Origin of the sequence: Streptococcus mitis (assembly GCF_002860865.1) — a bacterium.
GTDB classification, from domain to species: domain Bacteria; phylum Bacillota; class Bacilli; order Lactobacillales; family Streptococcaceae; genus Streptococcus; species Streptococcus mitis_AT.
In genome coordinates this window covers 78,018-95,142 of record NZ_PKIE01000001.1, presented here as the reverse complement: position 1 = coordinate 95,142, position 17,125 = coordinate 78,018, and the positions used below count along the sequence as shown (strand labels likewise).

The following is a 17,125-nucleotide window of genomic DNA, read 5'->3' as shown; positions in this document are numbered from 1 at the left end:
CCTTCTATCTTTTCTCGATGATTTCATCTACTGGCAAGCGGTAGCTTGGTTCCAATTTTTCATCTGTGTAACCCACTGTAATTAAGAGTTCTGGACGGAAACGATCTTCGATATCCAAAACTTCGTTGACTTTTGATTTGTCAAAACCAAGGATAAGATTTGATCCGATTCCTTGATCTGTAAGAGCGAGAACCAAGTTCATAGCAACCAAACCTGCATTGAGGGCTAGGTAGTCGCTGACTTGTTGTTCATTGTAGCGTGCAAATTCAGCTGGCAAATTTTTCATGAAGTATTGTAGTTGTTCTTCTGAGAAATTGTTAGCACCACCAACTCGAGCAATTTTACGGGCACGTTTGGCAAGGTCCGTATCTGTAAAGAGGGCAATGGTTACAGGTGCTGATGATACCTGTTCAAAGTTTGAACCGTATGCCAATTTTGCTAGTTCGGCATTTTTCTCACGTACCACCACAAATTTCCAAGGCTGACTGTTGTGGGCGCTTGGCGCCAAGGTTGCAATTTCGATAGCCGTACGTACATCTTTTGGATCCACTGGCTTATCAGTGAAATGCTTGGTCGCATGACGCTTTTTATTTAATTCAAGAAATTTCATAATCGATTTCCTTTTCTAATTCTACTGCTTCCATTCTATCATATTTTGAAAGAGCTTGCAGGGATTTTTCATGATTAAGATTTTTTATTACAGCCATAAAAAATATATATTGGTTCATCAGGAACATTTCTGATAAACTAGCAGATAACTTTACATTTGAATGGAGACATTATGAAAAAATTTAGCCTATTACTAGCCATCCTACCATTTTTAGTTGCCTGTGGAAATCAAACTACACCTAAAGAAACCAGCTCTCAAAAGACAATTGTCGTTGCTACAGCTGGTGATGTGCCGCCATTTGACTACGAAGACAAGGGCAATCTGACAGGCTTCGATATCGAAGTTCTAAAAGCAGTGGATGAAAAACTCAGCGACTACGAGATTCAATTCCAAAGAACTGCCTGGGAGAGTATCTTCCCAGGACTTGATTCTGGTCACTATCAAGCCGCAGCCAATAACTTGAGTTACACAAAAGAGCGTGCTGAAAAATACCTTTACTCCCTCCCAATTTCGAACAATCCCCTCGTCCTTGTCAGCAACAAGAAAAATCCTCTGACTTCACTTGACCAAATCGCTGGCAAAACAACACAGGAGGATACTGGAACTTCAAACGCTCAATTCATCAATAACTGGAATCAAAAACACACTGACAATCCCGCTACTATCGATTTTTCTGGAGAGGATATCGGTAAACGAATCCTAGACCTCTCTAACGGAGAGTTTGATTTCCTAGTCTTTGACAAGGTATCCGTCCAAAAGATTATCAAGGACCGTGGCTTAGATCTCTCAGTCGTTGACTTACCTTCTGCCGATAGCCCCAACAACTATATCGTTTTCTCAAGCGACCAAAAGGAGTTTAAAGAAAAATTTGATAAAGCGCTCAAAGAACTCTATCAAGACGGAACACTTGAAAAACTTAGCAATACTTATCTAGGTGGTTCTTACCTTCCAGATAAATCTCAATTACAATAATACTCTTCGAAAATCTCTTCAAACCACGTCAGCTTTATCTGCAACCTCAAAGCTGTGCTTTGAGCAACCTACGGCTAGCTTCCTAGTTTGCTCTTTGATTTTCATTGAGTATAAGATATACTAAAAGCGATTGGACCAGCCAATCGCTTTTTTAGTTTGCATTGGTTATTTTAGGAAACTCTTACAAAAAATCAAAAAAATTCTTCACATCCTCTACATACCCATGCTTTTCTATTAAGCTGGCTAAGAGTTCCAGATTGTGCCCCTGATAGTTGTCTTCTCTTCGTAGCTCTTCATACATTTCGATAAAGGGAAGTCCCTTGGACTTGGCCAGTTCTAACTCCGCTTCATAATCATAAGCGACTTTACGAAATAGGATATTTACCAATTCCCCATCTTCAACTTCTATCACGGCATACTGGGCACGGTGATTTTTTAACGCCTCCCAATTAAAATAGGGCATGCCAATCGACCCTGGATTGATGATTTGTTGCCCTTGACTTCCATAACGAAGCAACTGCTTGTGAACATGACCATAAACTGCCACGTCCGTTTCCGCATCTAGCAGTTGGTCAAATTTATCTGTATCATTCCCAACCAGTAGGTCCCCACCATAGTTCTTATTTGGCAAATTATGAGAGATAGAAAAGCGCAATCCGTCAATTTCTTTCTTTTCCAGCAAAGGCAAGCTTCGTAGCCAGACAATCGTTGCAGGATCCATTTGCTCCATCAAAAACTGGGTCATGCGCATTGACTGGATTTCTTTCGGATGTTCCAAACCATATTCGCCATCCAATGCCTCAAGGACACGATCATCCCAATTGCCTCGAACACTAGCTGTGATAGGAAGGTCCTTTAGCAGGGCGACCAAGTCATTTGCGCCGGGACCGGGAAGAAAAATATCTCCCAGAAGCCAGTATTCACTGACTCCTTGATTTTTAGCATCTGCAATCACTGCTTCTAGCGCCGTCGCATTGCCATGAATATCTGATAAAATTGCGATTTTATGGTTCATGATGGTCTCCTTCTGTTTGGTAATCTACTCTCTTTTCCGCCACTTGAGGCAAGGCTTCTGCCTCCTGCGGGTTCAACTTTCTCTGCACAGCCTCTGCAACCGCTCTAGGTACTCCAACTTCGACAATCTCATCCACACTGGCTTCCTTGATTTTGGTCAAAGACTTGAAATGCTTCATGAGATTCTGCTTGCGTTTAGGTCCCAGACCGTCAATTCCATCCAGTTGTGATGAAAAAGAATTTTTGGAGCGCAGTTGACGGTGGAACGTAATAGCAAAGCGGTGGACCTCATCTTGGATACGTTGGAGCAGGAAAAATTCCTGAGAATTGCGAGATAACCCCACCACCTCAAGCGGATCTCCAAAGAGCAATTCATGGGTTTGGTGCTTGTCATTCTTTTGCAGACCTGCAATGGGGATATCCAAGCCCAGTTCTTCTTGGATGACCTGCTTGGCGATATTGACTTGACCTTGTCCCCCATCGATGACAATCAAATCTGGAGGAGTCAAACCGTCACGCTGTACTCGACCATAGCGCCTGCGAATGACTTCTCGCATACTGGCATAGTCGTCTGGCCCGACGACAGTCTTGATTTTATACTTACGGTAATCCTTCTTACTAGGTTTTCCGTTGACAAAGACCACCATGGCTGAAACAGGACTAGTTCCCATGATGTTGGAGTTATCGAAGGACTCGATGCGAACTGGGGTGGGAATTTGGAGCAAGCGTCCTAGATTTTCAATAGCCCCCTGGGTCTTTTCAACAGATTTCTCCAGCAGGTTGAATTTCTGCTCTAGGCTGACTCGAGCATTCTTTATAGCCAAATTGACCAGTTGCTTTTTCTCTCCACGCTGAGGCTTAAGAATCTTGGTGTCTACCAAAGCCTTGACAGCTTCTTCGTCAATATCCTGCGGAATCAGTACCTCATTGGGAACTAGATGAGATTTTTCTTGATAGAATTGTCCTACATAGGTCAAGAAGTCCTCATCCGGATCGTTGTAGTAGGGAAAAAGATTGACATCGCGCTCGATAAGCTTGCCCTGACGAACAAAGAAAACCTGAACACACATCCAGCCCTTATCCACATAATAGCCAAAAACGTCACGATTTTGGAGATCCTTAGCCATGACCCGTTGCTTGGTTCGAAGCGTTCCAATAGCCTGAATCAGGTCACGGTATTCCGCTGCACGTTCAAATTCCATAGTCTGGGTTGCCGCTGCCATTTTGTCCTTTAGGTCATCAATGATTTTGTCATCTTGCCCTTTCAGAAAATCAGAAACCTCCTGAGCCATAGACTTGAAATAGTCCTCATCCTTCTTACAGATCGTGTGGGCCATACATTGGCCGATATGGTAGTAAAAACAGACCTTAGACGGCGGATTGGTACACTTACGAAAAGGGAAAATCCGATCCAGTAGTCGCTTGATTTCATTGGCTGCCCCCACATCTGGATAAGGTCCAAAGTAGAGACCTCCGTCCTTTTTGACCTGTCGGGTGATAACCAAACGAGGATAGCGTTCATTGGTGATTTTGATGAAAGGATAGGACTTATCATCCTTGAGCATGATATTGTACTTGGGCTTGTTTTCCTTAATCAGATTGATTTCAAGGAGAAGTGCCTCAATATTGGACTCCGTAACGATAAATTCAAAATCCACAATTTCAGACACCAATGCCTCTGTCTTGGTATCATGACTTCCACGGAAATAAGATCTCACGCGGTTACGCAGATTTTTAGCCTTTCCTACATAGATAATGGTGCCGTTTTTATCCTTGTGAATGTAGCAACCAGGGCTGGTCGGCAAGAGCTCTAGTTTTGATTTAATCAAGTTATTCATAGTTCCATTATAGCAAAAAAGTAGGGAAAGATAACCTCCCTACTCATTGGTCTCATATAATTTCCGAAGTCTTTCAACATCCTCTTCCTGGATACCATAAAAGGAACCTGCAGGTTGCATCACAGACTTCTCATCTGTATGGTCCAAGCCAATTGCATGCCCCAACTCATGTTCTGCCGTATGGACAAGGCGCTCATAGGAATAGCCATAGTTAGGATTGGACAAATAATAATGATTCAGGCGCACCGTTACAGACAAGAATTGCCCTGTTAAGAGATTGGTCTGACTTTCCGCCTCTCCTGCCACAGGAGTGTTTCCGTCATTCATCTCCGTAGCCATAATATCCGCCTTACTGGACTCCGTCACGAGTTCAAAGTTAAAAGCACCTGTTTGATTCCAATTCTGGATTGCTTCTAAATAAGCTTCTTGAAAGCGTGAATCCATCTGGGGATCCAAGTAAATACGAGAAGAGGCCTGTGGCCACCTTCCTTCAGAGTGTTGATGACTATCTGTCTGGCTTAACTTAGGCAGTTGCCCTGTTCTTTCCCATTGGTCGATACTTTGTTGACCAATTTTTACTGACCGTTCTGCTTGCTTCAGCGCCCCTTGAAAATCCCCGTTCAGATACCAGAGAAATCCAAAAGCAAGAGTACATAAAAGCAAAACAATCCAAACCAGACGCCAAAACAAACGCCAAATAAAATAAAAGAAAGCCCCTATCAAACGAAAAAGCCAACGCATATCTCTCCACCTTTCTAGCAAATACAGTCTATTTTACTAAAACAAGCTGAAAGAAAGCTAAATACTGGCTTTTTCATCTTAACGTCCTACTATTTTTTTGAATAACTGAATAGCTTTGTATTTTAAAGGCGATGGATGATAACGGAAAGTTCCTGCTTTACGTACAATATAGCCATTAAAATTTTGTTTAAAACGCAAAACACCATCACTACCATCAAAAATCCCTTGAATGCCTAGGAAGTTGTATTTAGGTATTCCACGTTTTATGCTTTCCAACATAACATATTTTTGAAGCAGTGCAGGGGCATAAAACTTATTAAACTCAGTGTAAGAACCACTAAAGAGATAAGTCGTTTCCTGAGGCATATAAACAAATAAACTCCCGGCTAAAACAATATCTTCTTCTCCATATTTTTCAATCAAGTCTCGCGCTTCTGCTTTTCGAACTTCAAACGTTTCAAATTGACTAGAATATTCTCTCAGTTGATTTTGTTTTTTCTCAGAATGAGGATTTTTACTCAAATCAAGTCGCAACTTGTCCAAGATTTCTTCTAGTTTACTTTGTTCACCTTGCAATTTGCTCATATAGTCCGAAACATTCAAGGTTGCTATGAGAAACTCCGCTTGTTCTCCAAATGAATCATAAAAGTGCTCATAATATTCTAAACTTTTATCACTGTATTCTCTACGTTCAGAGGTTTCTTTTGTTATATTCTTAAAAATCGATAGTTCTTCACGTTGTAACTTTTTCAACCGAATGCCAAACGTTTCAGCCTTTTTCACCAAGGGTTTACCCTTTTTACTAAAACTTTTAAGCAAATTCTTTTCAGTTAATTCAGTCAAATCTTTATAGTATAACCAATCTGGTTCTCCACCTGGATAACCTCTTGTCAAGCCATCAAATTGATAACCTAAATCAGTTAAACCTTGAATGGTACTTTTTTTCTCAGCATCTATTGGATTACCTTGGCTATCAAAAGTTTGATAAGTTTCATAAGGTTTTACAAGCAACTCTAATACACCATTTTGCTTGGCATATTCTTTTAACTCCGCATAAAAAACTGGAAGAGCATCGTGTTGGGTATAAATCGGCCCCGAATTGATCTCCATATGCAGACCACCCAGCATGGGCAAGCTATAAACCAGAGCTGCAACTTGAATTTCTTCTGCTTGTTTCAAAGCAAGATAAACAATTCGAGCTCCTCTTTTTTCTAACAAGTCCCCCATCTGGACCGATTGCATAAAAGAACGAGAAGAAACCTGATCAGAATAATCCTGAAACTCTTCTTTCGTGAGTGTAATTAGTGCCATATACTTACTTTCTATGTTTTTTTCTTAATGTTTTACGGAAATCAAGAGCAAGTCTTAACAGAGGATAGAGAGGATGGGTAGGCATTGTAAATTCACCCAAGTATTCTTCGATCGTTGGATTAAAATTAGCTTTAAAACGATAGAGTCCACCATCTAAAGCATTCTCGACGCCTCCTAAATTTTGCCATAAAATGCCACGTTCAAAGGAATATCGAGCTGTCTCATACCAAGTCAAAATAGGAGCTTTATAACGTCTAAAATCTTCATCCATTCCTGCGTATAGATTGACAGAAGTTTGTCCGAATTCTAAAGTCAAGGTAGCCGCTAAAGGAACTCTTGCTTGACCTGCATCCATATATTCCTGCAGGAAAGTCAATTCCTCTAACAAACGTTCTTTTTCCTTCTTCTGCGCTTCTACTTTTGAAGTTCGAGTCGACTCAGTAAAGGTCTCTTCCAAGGCTCTGTTTTTCGCTAACTGTTCTTCTAATTCTTGCGAACGTTTAGAAACATCCAAGGTTGCCAAGGTGATATAGGCCTTGTCCTTAAAATTATCTAATAACTTTTTATAATAGGCTTCATTCCTCAAATGAATCTCTTTCCGCTTCTCGGTTTTTTTCATCAAAAAGGAAAAAGACTCCAATAATTCAGTTCCACCAAATTGAATCTCTACCCCCTTATTCCGTGCTGTTCGAATAGCCTGTTTTGTTGACTTGGAGAGTTTATCTTCTTCAAAATTTTCCTTGTATATTTTCGCCTGAATACGAGGTTGAATGGTGTCTCCCATTTCCTCTGTTTTTCCTGACCACCTTACTCCCATTTGTTGCAAGCTATCAATAATAGCCAGATTTTCAGGAAATTCTGTTTTTTCCTGATTAATTAAACTTTGAGACAGGCAAATACTTGGATCAAAAGTCACAAAAATAGCTCTCTTACTGCGAGCATAAGACTTAATAGACTGCAGGACAAACTTTAAAAGTTCTGCATCCCTGTAATCCAATATAGGACCTCTTGGAATATAAAACATTTTATACCCCAAAGGTAGAGACTTTATGAGAATACTAGCCACAGCCAGTAACTTCCCCTCTTCATAGACACCAAGCCTCTCATGATTCCAATCAGATTTCACTTTTTCCCAAGCACTACTTTGTAATACATTAGCTAATTCATGGTCTTTGACAAACTGATCATATTCTAATGCGGGAATGCCAATTTGATAACGGTACATTTCCTACTCTCTTTCCTCCAGTATCTTATTACTATTCTACTACTTTCGTTTGAAAAGTCTAGTGAAAACATATTTTATTTTAATTCTACTCCCCCTATGCTGAAATTCAAACTAAGTCAATCTCTCTTCTAATTTAAAATCAATCGGTAGGGTTGCTAAGAACCGTTCCAATTGTTTTTCCCAGTAATACCATTCGTGTGTTCCAGCGCTATGACTATAGGTCACATCAAATCCAAGTTTTTTGAGATTTTTCACTGCGAGATTATTGGCTTCGTACAAGAAATCCTGCTCGCCACACCAAGCCCAAAGCTTGGTATTTTTATCCGATTTTTTAGCCAGACTTTCAAGAGAATAGGGGCTAGCTGTCCAATCTTTAATCTCCCCAAACACACCTCTCCAATAAGCTGGTGTTCCCAGATTTTGGCTTTCAGGAGAAAAATCTTGAAAACTAAGGGCGCCTGAAAAGCTAGCTGCACGAGAGAAACGATTTGTAGCAAGAGCCAGTTTAAAACAGCCGTAACCTCCCATAGAGAGACCAGCGAGAAAGGTCTTTTCACGCTTGCTAGTCATGTTAGGGAAAAAGCGTTTCAAAACCTGTGGCAATTCCTCTGCTAGAGCTGTGTAATAGTCAAAACCATACTGGGTATCAGTGTACCAACCGTTGCTGGTATTGGGCATGACGACTATGAGATTAGTCCCCCGAAGCAAGCGTTCTACATTGGTCCGCTTGAGCCAACTATTATGATTACCAGACATCCCGTGCAAGAGGTACAAGACGGGAACATCTTTACACTCTGGTTCTTCCACTCGATTGGCATCGGGATAGAGGACATTCACTCCCCACTCCATATCCAAGACTTGTGAGTAATACTCAATTTTCATTACTGCCATGATTTGCTCCTTCTATTTTCCGATAAGAAAAAGCCGAAATTCGACTTTCTCTCTGTTTATTTCAACGATTATTTTGCTTCCATGACTACTGGTAAAATAGCTGGACGACGCTTAGTCTGGTCAAAGAGATACTTGGTCAGATTATCACGAACCTTCCCTTTGAGATCTGCCCAGTCAAAGTCATCTCCTTGAAGATAGTCTTCTACCGTCTGGTTAATCAATTCTGAACTTTCACGGAGAATATCACGGCTCTTCTTGAGATAAACAAATCCGCGCGTATGAACACGAGCCTTGGCCACAATTTTCTTCTCACGACGGTTAACGGTAATTGCTACGATGAAAATGCCATCTTCTGACAAGACCTTACGGTCACGAAGAACCACATTTCCAACATCACCGATGGCATTCCCGTCAATCAAGACATCGCCTGCTGAAACCGCTCCAGCTGGGACAAAGTCTCCATTCTCATAAGCCATGCTTGTTCCCTTTTTAGGGATGAAAATGCGTTCTGGCAACATTCCAACTGCCATAGCAGCCTTAGCATGAGCATCCAACTCACGATATTCCCCTTGAATTGGGAAGAGATACTTGGGTTGCAAGAGATTGATCATCAACTGCAAATCACGCGCATTTCCGTGCCCTGACACACGCAAGCTTTGAGTGATCAGTTTGACAACCCCACCAGCTTGGTAAATCATGTTTTCCACACGCGCAACGACCGCTTCCTTGGCGATAGACGGAGTGGTTACGATATAGACCAAATCACCGTCCTTGATTTCCACATAACGGTGGCGACCAATCGACATCTTGCGAAGACCATTGATAGGCTCACCCATACGACCTGTCTCAAGGATAATCAACTCATGGTCTTCAAAGCGAGACATATCCTTTGGCTTAATCAAAAGACTTTCGTTAGCTAAAGACAATTTCTTGAGGCGAATAGCAGTGCGGACGATATTTTCAATATCAAATCCTGTCAAGACCACACGACGGCCTGTTGCATCCGCAGCGTCAAACACCTGCTGAATACGAGAGAGGTTGCTAGCTACTGCTGCAACGATAATACGTCCATCCCAATCAGAAATGGTTTGAGTGATTTCGTCCCCAACCTCACTTTCGCTAGCCACTTGGATATTACTGTCCGCATTGGCTGAATCGCTAAGAAGAGCCAGAACTCCATCACGACCGATTTCTGCCAAACGAGCGAAGTCTGTCGCATAGGATTCACTAGCTGTCTGGTCAAATTTGAAGTCACCTGTATAAACGATACTACCTTCAGCTGTCTTCAAGACAACACCCAAACTTTCTGGGATAGAGTGGGTCGTACGGAAGAAGGAAACTACAGTCCCTCCAAAATCAATCTCCGTATCCTCATCAATGACATGAAAATCATTGAATTTCTTAACTGCGTCATTTCCTTTGACAAAGAGCTTGGCCAACTCAATAGTCAACTCAGAACCAAATACAGGTACCTTAGCTTCAGCCAAGAGATAAGGCAGCGCGCCGATGGCATCGGCATGTCCGTGGGTCAAGAAAACCCCAGCGATACGGTCGCTATTTTCAAAAAGGTAGTCCATATTGGGAATGACCACATCCACCCCTAGTTGTTCATTTTCAGGATATTTTAGACCTGCATCCAAAACGAAAATAGACCCATCGATTTCAGCGATATACATATTTTTCCCATTTTCACGTACACCACCAAGTGTTGTTAAACTGATATTACTCATTTTTCCTCCGAAAGCTTAATTTATTTTGATTATAGGGTTACTTGCCCTTTTATTCTAAAAGCACTACTTTTAGCCGAATCTTTTCCTACCATTATACCATTTTTTTGATGATTTTCAAAATGAAGATTTGTTTTCAAAAAAGAGCTGGTTTCCCAACTCTTTCCTATCTGCTATTCTTTTTCCATTAAAAAGTCATAAATTTCTTGCACAGTACCCAGCGCCATCATTTCTTGGTCTTTGACGGTTTGTTTGAGATTTTGGTAAATTTGACTTTCTCCGATTTCCCGCTTTGGCGCCTCTTTATTGACCGTCATGACACCATCTTTGATCATCACAAAGCCTAGTTCTTCAAACACTTGAATCATCTTGACCAGCAAGATTTGTTGGATATTGAGATAAGTCGCTAAATCCTTGAGCTTATAGCGAATATCAAACTCTGGAAACTGGTAGATGGTCTTGTACAATTTAGCAAACTGCTCTCTAGTCCCATAGCCTGTTAGATAATAGGCCTTGTAAATGTCATTTTTGAAATAGACAGCAGAGAAATTCTGTTCCTGAAAAATGGTCTTCAGCTGAGTAATATCTTCAGGAATGGTTTGTACGACAACAGCTTCACTATCCGCCAGATTTGGCAATTCCCCAGCAAAATCCAAGACTGGAACCCCTTCTGGCAAGACTGCATTTTTTCCACGAATGTTAAAAAGTTGAACACCCTCCACACGTGCATCCACCATCATCAACTGGAGGGCAGTTTGACCATTCCATTGATTGACAGACAATTTGACTGCCAGCTCTAGATTCTTGGTTTGAGAAAACTCTGTCGCCCATCTGCCTTGACCGAAGGCTACCACTTCAAAACTCGCTTCCCCCTTAGAGATTTTCAGCTTGAGATGGGCATTGCCTGCCCCCATGGTACGGGCACTTTCAACCTGAAAATCCTTAATATAAAAGACTGGTTTCTGATTGTCCATTCCAAAGGGAGCTAAACGTTCAAAATTCTTGACTGTTTCAAGACTCAAAGTCTCCAAATCCAGCTCTTCATCTAAGTTTAACTTATTCTTGCCACTAACATCTGCACCTTTTTCACGGACATAATCTTCCAAGACCTGAGATAAATCTGAAAGTTTCTCAACTTCCAGCGTCATACCCGCTGCACCAGCATGGCCGCCAAAGGCTATAAAGAGGTCACGATGGGGATCCAGGGCTTCAAAAATATCGACCGCTTCCACACTACGAGCACTACCCTTGGCACGACCGTCTTCTATATTAAGAACGATGACTGTCTGTCCCAATTCTTCCAACAAACGACCAGCCACGATACCTAGAACCCCAGGATTCCAGCCTTCCTTGGCCAAGACCTGAACCTTCTTCTCAGGATCCACCATGTTCTTGGCTTCTTCATAGATTGACTGGACGATTTCCTTGCGCTCTTCGTTTTTCTGATGAATCATAAGGGCAATCTCATGCGCTTCCTCGTCGTCAAATCCAGTCAACAAATCAATGGCAGGATTGGGATCATCCAAGCGGCCCAAGGCATTCAAACGAGGGGCAATCTGGAAACCAACTGTCTCTTCTGTCACCTCGTTAGCAGCAATGCCAGCCATGCCCAGCATTTCTTGTAGACCAATGCGCTGAGTGTGCCCCAACATTTCCAGACCATATTGAACCAAGATACGATTTTCATCCGTCAGACTCACCATATCTGCAATGGTACCGATAGCGACCAAGTCAAGCAGTTCCACTTGAACTTCCTCTAAAAGGGCGCAAGCCAGCTTGAAGGCCACTCCGCAACCAGCCAAATATTTGAAAGGATAGTCCGCATCTGGATGCTCAGGATGAACGATAGCATAGGCATCGGGCAGGGTTTCAGGCATGGAATGGTGGTCAGTCACAATGACATCTACTCCCATAGACTGGGCCAATTCGATGGCCTCATGACCAGCAACCCCATTATCCACTGTCACTATCAAGGAAATTCCCTCTTGCTCGATAAAGTATTTATAAACACTAGCATTAGGTCCATAGCCATCAGTGAAACGATTGGGCAGGTAAACACGGCACTCGGCACCAAGCTGTTCCAAACTTTCCTTCACAATCGAAGCCGAGGTCATACCATCCGCATCGTAGTCTCCATAAACGAGAATATTTTCCCCTTCTTCGATGGCCTGACGAATCCGAGCCACTGCCTTGTCCATATCATGGAGCAGATAAGGGTCATGCAAGTCCTCCAAAGAAGGTTCTAAAAACTTCTTCAGGCTTTCTTGGTCCTGAATCCCCCTCTCAAATAATAAGCGAGCCACCTCAGGACCCAGTCCAGCCTTCTTGGCTATCTTTGTAAAATCCGCATCTTCAACCTGCGGGGCAAACTGCCATTCATAAGTAGGTGTTATCAAAAAGACATCCACTCTTTCTAAGAATTCTATTGCTTCATTATAACATGATTTAGGCTTTTTCTCTATCCAGATTGCTTTTTTATAAAATTTTAGTGAATTTTTTCAGATATGATTTGACAAGGCCATTCTTTTGGTGTAGAATCGTGTTATAAAATCTAACACAAAGGAGATTCCATATGGCTTTAGTAGAATTTGAACACGTCGAAAAATATTACGGAGACTACCACGCACTCCGCGACATCAATCTCCGTTTTGAAAAAGGACAAGTCGTTGTCCTACTCGGACCATCTGGTTCTGGGAAATCCACTCTTATCCGTACCATCAATGGTTTGGAGGCTGTCGACAAGGGAAGTCTTCTAGTCAATGGCCACCAAGTTGCTGGTGCCAGCCAGAAAGATTTGGTTCCTCTTCGCAAGGAAGTCGGCATGGTTTTCCAGCATTTTAACCTTTACCCTCACAAAACAGTGTTAGAAAACGTAACACTCGCACCCATAAAAGTTCTAGGAATTGATAAAAAAGAAGCTGAAAAAACAGCCCAAAAATATCTAGAATTTGTAAATATGTGGGACAAAAAAGATTCTTATCCAGCCATGCTATCCGGTGGACAAAAACAACGAATTGCCATCGCACGTGGACTCGCTATGCATCCGGAACTCCTCCTCTTTGATGAGCCAACATCTGCTCTTGATCCTGAAACCATCGGCGATGTTCTGGCAGTTATGCAAAAATTGGCCCACGATGGTATGAATATGATTGTCGTGACCCATGAAATGGGCTTCGCCCGTGAAGTTGCTGACCGCATCATCTTTATGGCTGACGGAGAAGTTTTGGTAGATACAACCGATGTCGATGACTTTTTCGACAATCCAAGCGAACCTCGTGCCCAACAATTTCTCAGCAAAATCATCAACCATGAAAGTGACAAAGTCAAATAAGGAGGCGCCTATGAAAAAGAAATTCTTTTTATCAGCATTATTGATTAGCCTTTTCGGCCTTGCTGCTACAAAACCAGTTCAGGCTGATACCAGTGTTGCAGACATTCAAAAGAGAGGCGAGCTGGTTGTCGGTGTCAAACAAGACGTTCCCAATTTTGGCTACAAGGATCCCAAGACAGGGACCTATTCTGGTATCGAAACTGACCTGGCCAAGATGGTAGCTGATGAGCTCAAGGTCAAGGTTCGCTATGTACCTGTTACAGCGCAAACTCGTGGACCCCTTCTAGACAATGAACAAGTCGATATGGATATCGCGACCTTTACCATCACAGACGAACGCAAAAAACTCTACAACTTTACCAGTCCCTACTACACAGACGCATCTGGCTTTTTGGTCAATAAATCTGCCAAAATCAAAAAGATTGAGGATCTAAATGGTAAAACCATCGGGGTTGCCCAAGGTTCCATTACCCAACGCCTAATTACCGAACTGGGTAAAAAGAAAGGTCTGAAGTTTAAATTCGTCGAACTTGGTTCCTACCCAGAATTGATTACTTCCCTGCATGCTCATCGTATCGATGCCTTTTCCGTTGACCGCTCGATTCTATCTGGCTACACTAGTAAACGGACAGCTCTACTAGATGATAGTTTCAAGCCATCTGACTACGGTATCGTCACCAAAAAATCAAATACCGAGCTCAACGACTATCTTGATAACTTGGTCACCAAATGGAGCAAGGATGGCAGTTTGCAAAAACTTTATGACCGTTACAAGCTGAAACCATCTAGCCATACCGCAGATTAAGGAGGACACCCCATGACAGATTTATCATCTTGGACAGCCTATTTTCAGGATTTTGGACAAATTTTCAATGGTTTCCTCTTCACCCTTGCCCTAGCGATTGGATCCTTTATCCTAGCCATGGTTTTGGGCATCTTCTTTGGAGCCATGTCAACCAGCAAACGTCCAATTTTGCGAATCTTAGCTCGCATATTTGTGGAATTTTACCAAAACACTCCCCTCTTGGTGCAGTTTGTTATCGTTTTTTATGGCCTACCTCTTATCAGTGATCATATCATCATGATTCCGATTTATTGGACAGCTGTTCTCTGCGTCGGACTTTATCACGGCGCCTATATCGCTGAGGTGATTCGCTCAGGTATTCAGTCGATTCCTAGTGGTCAGATGGAGGCCGCCTTGTCGCAAGGTTTTACCTATATCAGTGCCATGCGCTTGATTATCTTGCCTCAGGCTTTCCGAATCATTCTCCCTCCTTTGACCAACCAAATCGTCAACCTCATCAAGAATACCTCTACAGTTGCTATCATCTCTGGAGTGGACTTGATGTTTGTGACCAAGTCTTGGTCAGCACTTAACGGAAATTACATCCCAGCCTTTTTAGGTGCTGCCCTACTCTACTTTGCCCTTTGCTTCCCTGTTGCCCAGTTTGGTCGCAAGATGGAGCAAGCCAACAAAAAAGCCTATTCACTTTAGGAGGTTACTATGGAATCCATTTTAGAAGTTTTGACCCCAGATAATCTAGTCTTTATCTTTAAAGGATTTGGCTTGACCCTCTATATTTCTCTGATTGCCATCGTCCTCTCTACCCTTATCGGAACGGTGCTAGCCGTCATGAGAAATGGGAAAAATCCTATCTTGCGCATCATTTCCAGCATTTACATCGAATTTGTGCGTAACGTTCCCAACCTCCTCTGGATTTTCACTATCTTTTTAGTGTTCAAGATGAAGTCCACTCCAGCAGGTATTACAGCCTTTACCCTCTTTACCTCAGCGGCCTTGGCTGAGATTATCCGAGGCGGTCTCAATGCTGTGGATAAGGGGCAGTACGAAGCAGGAATGTCACAAGGATTCACCTCAGCCCAAATCCTCTACCACATCATTCTTCCACAAGCTATTCGTAAAATGTTGCCAGCCATCATTTCTCAGTTTGTAACCGTGATTAAGGATACCAGTCTTCTCTACTCTGTTATCGCCCTACAAGAGCTCTTTGGAGCCAGCCAAATTCTCATGGGCCGTTATTTCGAACCAGAGCAGGTCTTCAGTCTTTATATCCTGATTGCCCTCATCTACTTCAGCTTTAACCTAGCCATTTCTAGCCTATCTCATATGCTAGCAAAACGTTGGCAACAAGCTGCAGAATAATAAATTAGCTCTCCAAGTACATGGAGAGTTTTTTCTACGCAATCTCAAAAAACACTGCCAGATTTCTAGCAGTGTTTTGAGTTTCATTTATCTTAGTAGACTGTTTTTTCAGTTTCTACATCGAAGAAGTGTGCTTTGTTCAAGTCAAATCCAAGTTCAACTGTTGCACCTGTTTGCAAGTAGTCACGAGCATCAACTTTGGCAACAAATTCATCTTTACCAACTTGGCAGTAAAGGTGAGATTCTGAACCAAGCAATTCTGATACAGAGATAGTAGCTTTGACAACTGATTCTGGGAATGTTTCAAGGAAAGCAGGTTCTGCATTCACGTCTTCTGGACGGATACCGAAGATCAATTCTTTACCTTCGTAGCCTTTTTCACGAAGAACTTTCAAAGCACCTTCTGGAACTTTCAAACGGAAACCGTCAGAAACAATTTCGCTACCAACCAATTTCACGTTGATGAAGTTCATAGCTGGGCTTCCGATGAATCCTGCTACGAATTTGTTAACTGGGTTTTTGTAAACTTCTTGAGGAGTACCGATTTGTTCCACACGTCCGATAGTACCTGTACCAGCAGGGTTCTTAGTTGCTGACATGATAACGATACGGTCTGCAAGTGTCATCGCTTCTGTTTGGTCGTGAGTTACATAGATAGTTGTAGCTCCGATACGGCGGTGGATTTTCGCAATTTCAGCACGCATTGATACACGAAGTTTTGCATCCAAGTTTGACAAAGGTTCATCCATCAAGAACACTTTTGCATCACGGACAATGGCACGACCCATGGCAACACGTTGACGTTGACCACCTGAAAGGTCAGCTGGTTTACGTTCCAAGAATTCTTTCAATCCAAGGATTTCAGCTGCTTCTTGCACACGTTTATCGATATCTTCCTTGCTGTATTTACGCAATTTCAAACCGAAAGCCATGTTGTCATAAACAGTCATGTGTGGGTAAAGAGCGTAGTTTTGGAATACCATGGCGATGTCACGGTCTTTTGGGGCTACGTCGTTGACAACCACGCCATCGATAGATGCAGTACCTTCTGTGATGTCTTCAAGACCGGCAATCATACGAAGAGTAGTTGATTTACCACATCCTGAAGGACCTACGAAAACGATAAATTCTTTGTCTTTGATGTCCAAGTTGAAGTCTTCAACTGAATAATGTTCGCTGTTTGGATATTTTTTGTAAATATTTTTAAGATTCAATTCTACCATGAGGTGAACTCCTTTTGTCTTTTGATAGTTTTATTATAGATGAAAACGCTTTACATTTCTATGGCAAGGTGACCAAAA

General features: G+C 42.2%; 15 protein-coding genes. 5 read left to right on the top strand and 10 right to left on the bottom strand.

What is annotated here, in order from left to right:
- Positions 1–4: 4 nt before the first annotated feature.
- Positions 5–610, bottom strand: a complete 606-nt coding sequence (locus CYK18_RS00465) for a nitroreductase family protein (RefSeq protein ID WP_000670164.1) — start codon at positions 608–610, stop codon at positions 5–7.
- A gap of 171 nt (positions 611–781) precedes the next feature.
- Between CYK18_RS00465 and CYK18_RS00460 the strand changes: the two genes are divergently transcribed.
- Entirely contained in the window at positions 782–1,582 is an 801-nt protein-coding gene (locus tag CYK18_RS00460) for an amino acid ABC transporter substrate-binding protein (RefSeq protein ID WP_042750461.1), read from the top strand.
- Between the two features lie 181 nt (positions 1,583–1,763).
- Here CYK18_RS00460 and CYK18_RS00455 read toward each other — a convergent pair whose 3' ends face one another.
- The 8 genes from CYK18_RS00455 to recJ all read right to left on the bottom strand — a co-directional run bounded on the left by CYK18_RS00455 (position 1,764) and on the right by recJ (position 12,725).
- On the bottom strand, positions 1,764–2,597 hold the full coding sequence (locus CYK18_RS00455; RefSeq protein WP_101784470.1) for a metallophosphoesterase family protein: 834 nt from the start codon (positions 2,595–2,597) through the stop codon (positions 1,764–1,766).
- Entirely contained in the window at positions 2,587–4,434 is a 1,848-nt protein-coding gene (gene uvrC, locus CYK18_RS00450) for an excinuclease ABC subunit UvrC (protein WP_101784468.1), read from the bottom strand. Before uvrC ends, CYK18_RS00455 begins: the two co-directional genes overlap by 11 nt.
- 39 nt (positions 4,435–4,473) lie before the next feature.
- Positions 4,474–5,175 (bottom strand): M57 family metalloprotease, encoded by a 702-nt coding sequence (locus tag CYK18_RS00445; RefSeq protein WP_101784466.1) that lies wholly within the window; start codon positions 5,173–5,175, stop codon positions 4,474–4,476.
- A gap of 78 nt (positions 5,176–5,253) precedes the next feature.
- Positions 5,254–6,486 carry a peptidoglycan bridge formation alanyltransferase MurN gene (murN, locus tag CYK18_RS00440; RefSeq protein ID WP_101784464.1) on the bottom strand — a complete coding sequence of 411 codons (1,233 nt, stop codon included), beginning with the start codon at positions 6,484–6,486 and terminating at the stop codon, positions 5,254–5,256.
- 4 nt (positions 6,487–6,490) lie between these two features.
- Positions 6,491–7,711 (bottom strand): peptidoglycan bridge formation alanyltransferase MurM, encoded by a 1,221-nt coding sequence (locus tag CYK18_RS00435; protein ID WP_101784462.1) that lies wholly within the window; start codon positions 7,709–7,711, stop codon positions 6,491–6,493.
- 111 nt (positions 7,712–7,822) lie between these two features.
- Complete coding sequence (locus CYK18_RS00430; protein ID WP_101784460.1) at positions 7,823–8,602, bottom strand: alpha/beta hydrolase; 780 nt, start codon at positions 8,600–8,602, stop codon at positions 7,823–7,825.
- A gap of 68 nt (positions 8,603–8,670) precedes the next feature.
- Positions 8,671–10,332, bottom strand: coding sequence for a ribonuclease J (locus CYK18_RS00425; protein WP_101784458.1), 1,662 nt, complete (start codon positions 10,330–10,332; stop codon positions 8,671–8,673).
- Between the two features lie 170 nt (positions 10,333–10,502).
- Positions 10,503–12,725: a single-stranded-DNA-specific exonuclease RecJ gene (gene recJ / locus CYK18_RS00420; protein ID WP_180947917.1), complete on the bottom strand. Its 2,223-nt coding sequence runs from the start codon at positions 12,723–12,725 to the stop codon at positions 10,503–10,505.
- 176 nt (positions 12,726–12,901) lie between these two features.
- Between recJ and CYK18_RS00415 the strand changes: the two genes are divergently transcribed.
- The 4 genes from CYK18_RS00415 to CYK18_RS00400 are packed head-to-tail and all read left to right on the top strand — an operon-like array spanning position 12,902 to position 15,824.
- Positions 12,902–13,660, top strand: a complete 759-nt coding sequence (locus tag CYK18_RS00415) for an amino acid ABC transporter ATP-binding protein (RefSeq protein WP_001229569.1) — start codon at positions 12,902–12,904, stop codon at positions 13,658–13,660.
- A 10-nt stretch (positions 13,661–13,670) separates the two neighbouring features.
- A complete protein-coding gene (locus tag CYK18_RS00410) occupies positions 13,671–14,465 on the top strand; it encodes a transporter substrate-binding domain-containing protein (RefSeq protein WP_101781488.1) in 795 nt (264 codons plus the stop codon).
- A gap of 12 nt (positions 14,466–14,477) precedes the next feature.
- Positions 14,478–15,155, top strand: coding sequence for an amino acid ABC transporter permease (locus CYK18_RS00405; protein ID WP_101781489.1), 678 nt, complete (start codon positions 14,478–14,480; stop codon positions 15,153–15,155).
- 9 nt (positions 15,156–15,164) lie between these two features.
- Positions 15,165–15,824: an amino acid ABC transporter permease gene (locus tag CYK18_RS00400; protein ID WP_000443883.1), complete on the top strand. Its 660-nt coding sequence runs from the start codon at positions 15,165–15,167 to the stop codon at positions 15,822–15,824.
- Positions 15,825–15,916: 92 nt separating this feature from the next.
- Here CYK18_RS00400 and CYK18_RS00395 read toward each other — a convergent pair whose 3' ends face one another.
- On the bottom strand, positions 15,917–17,047 hold the full coding sequence (locus CYK18_RS00395; protein WP_000229952.1) for an ABC transporter ATP-binding protein: 1,131 nt from the start codon (positions 17,045–17,047) through the stop codon (positions 15,917–15,919).
- Positions 17,048–17,125: the final 78 nt, after the last annotated feature.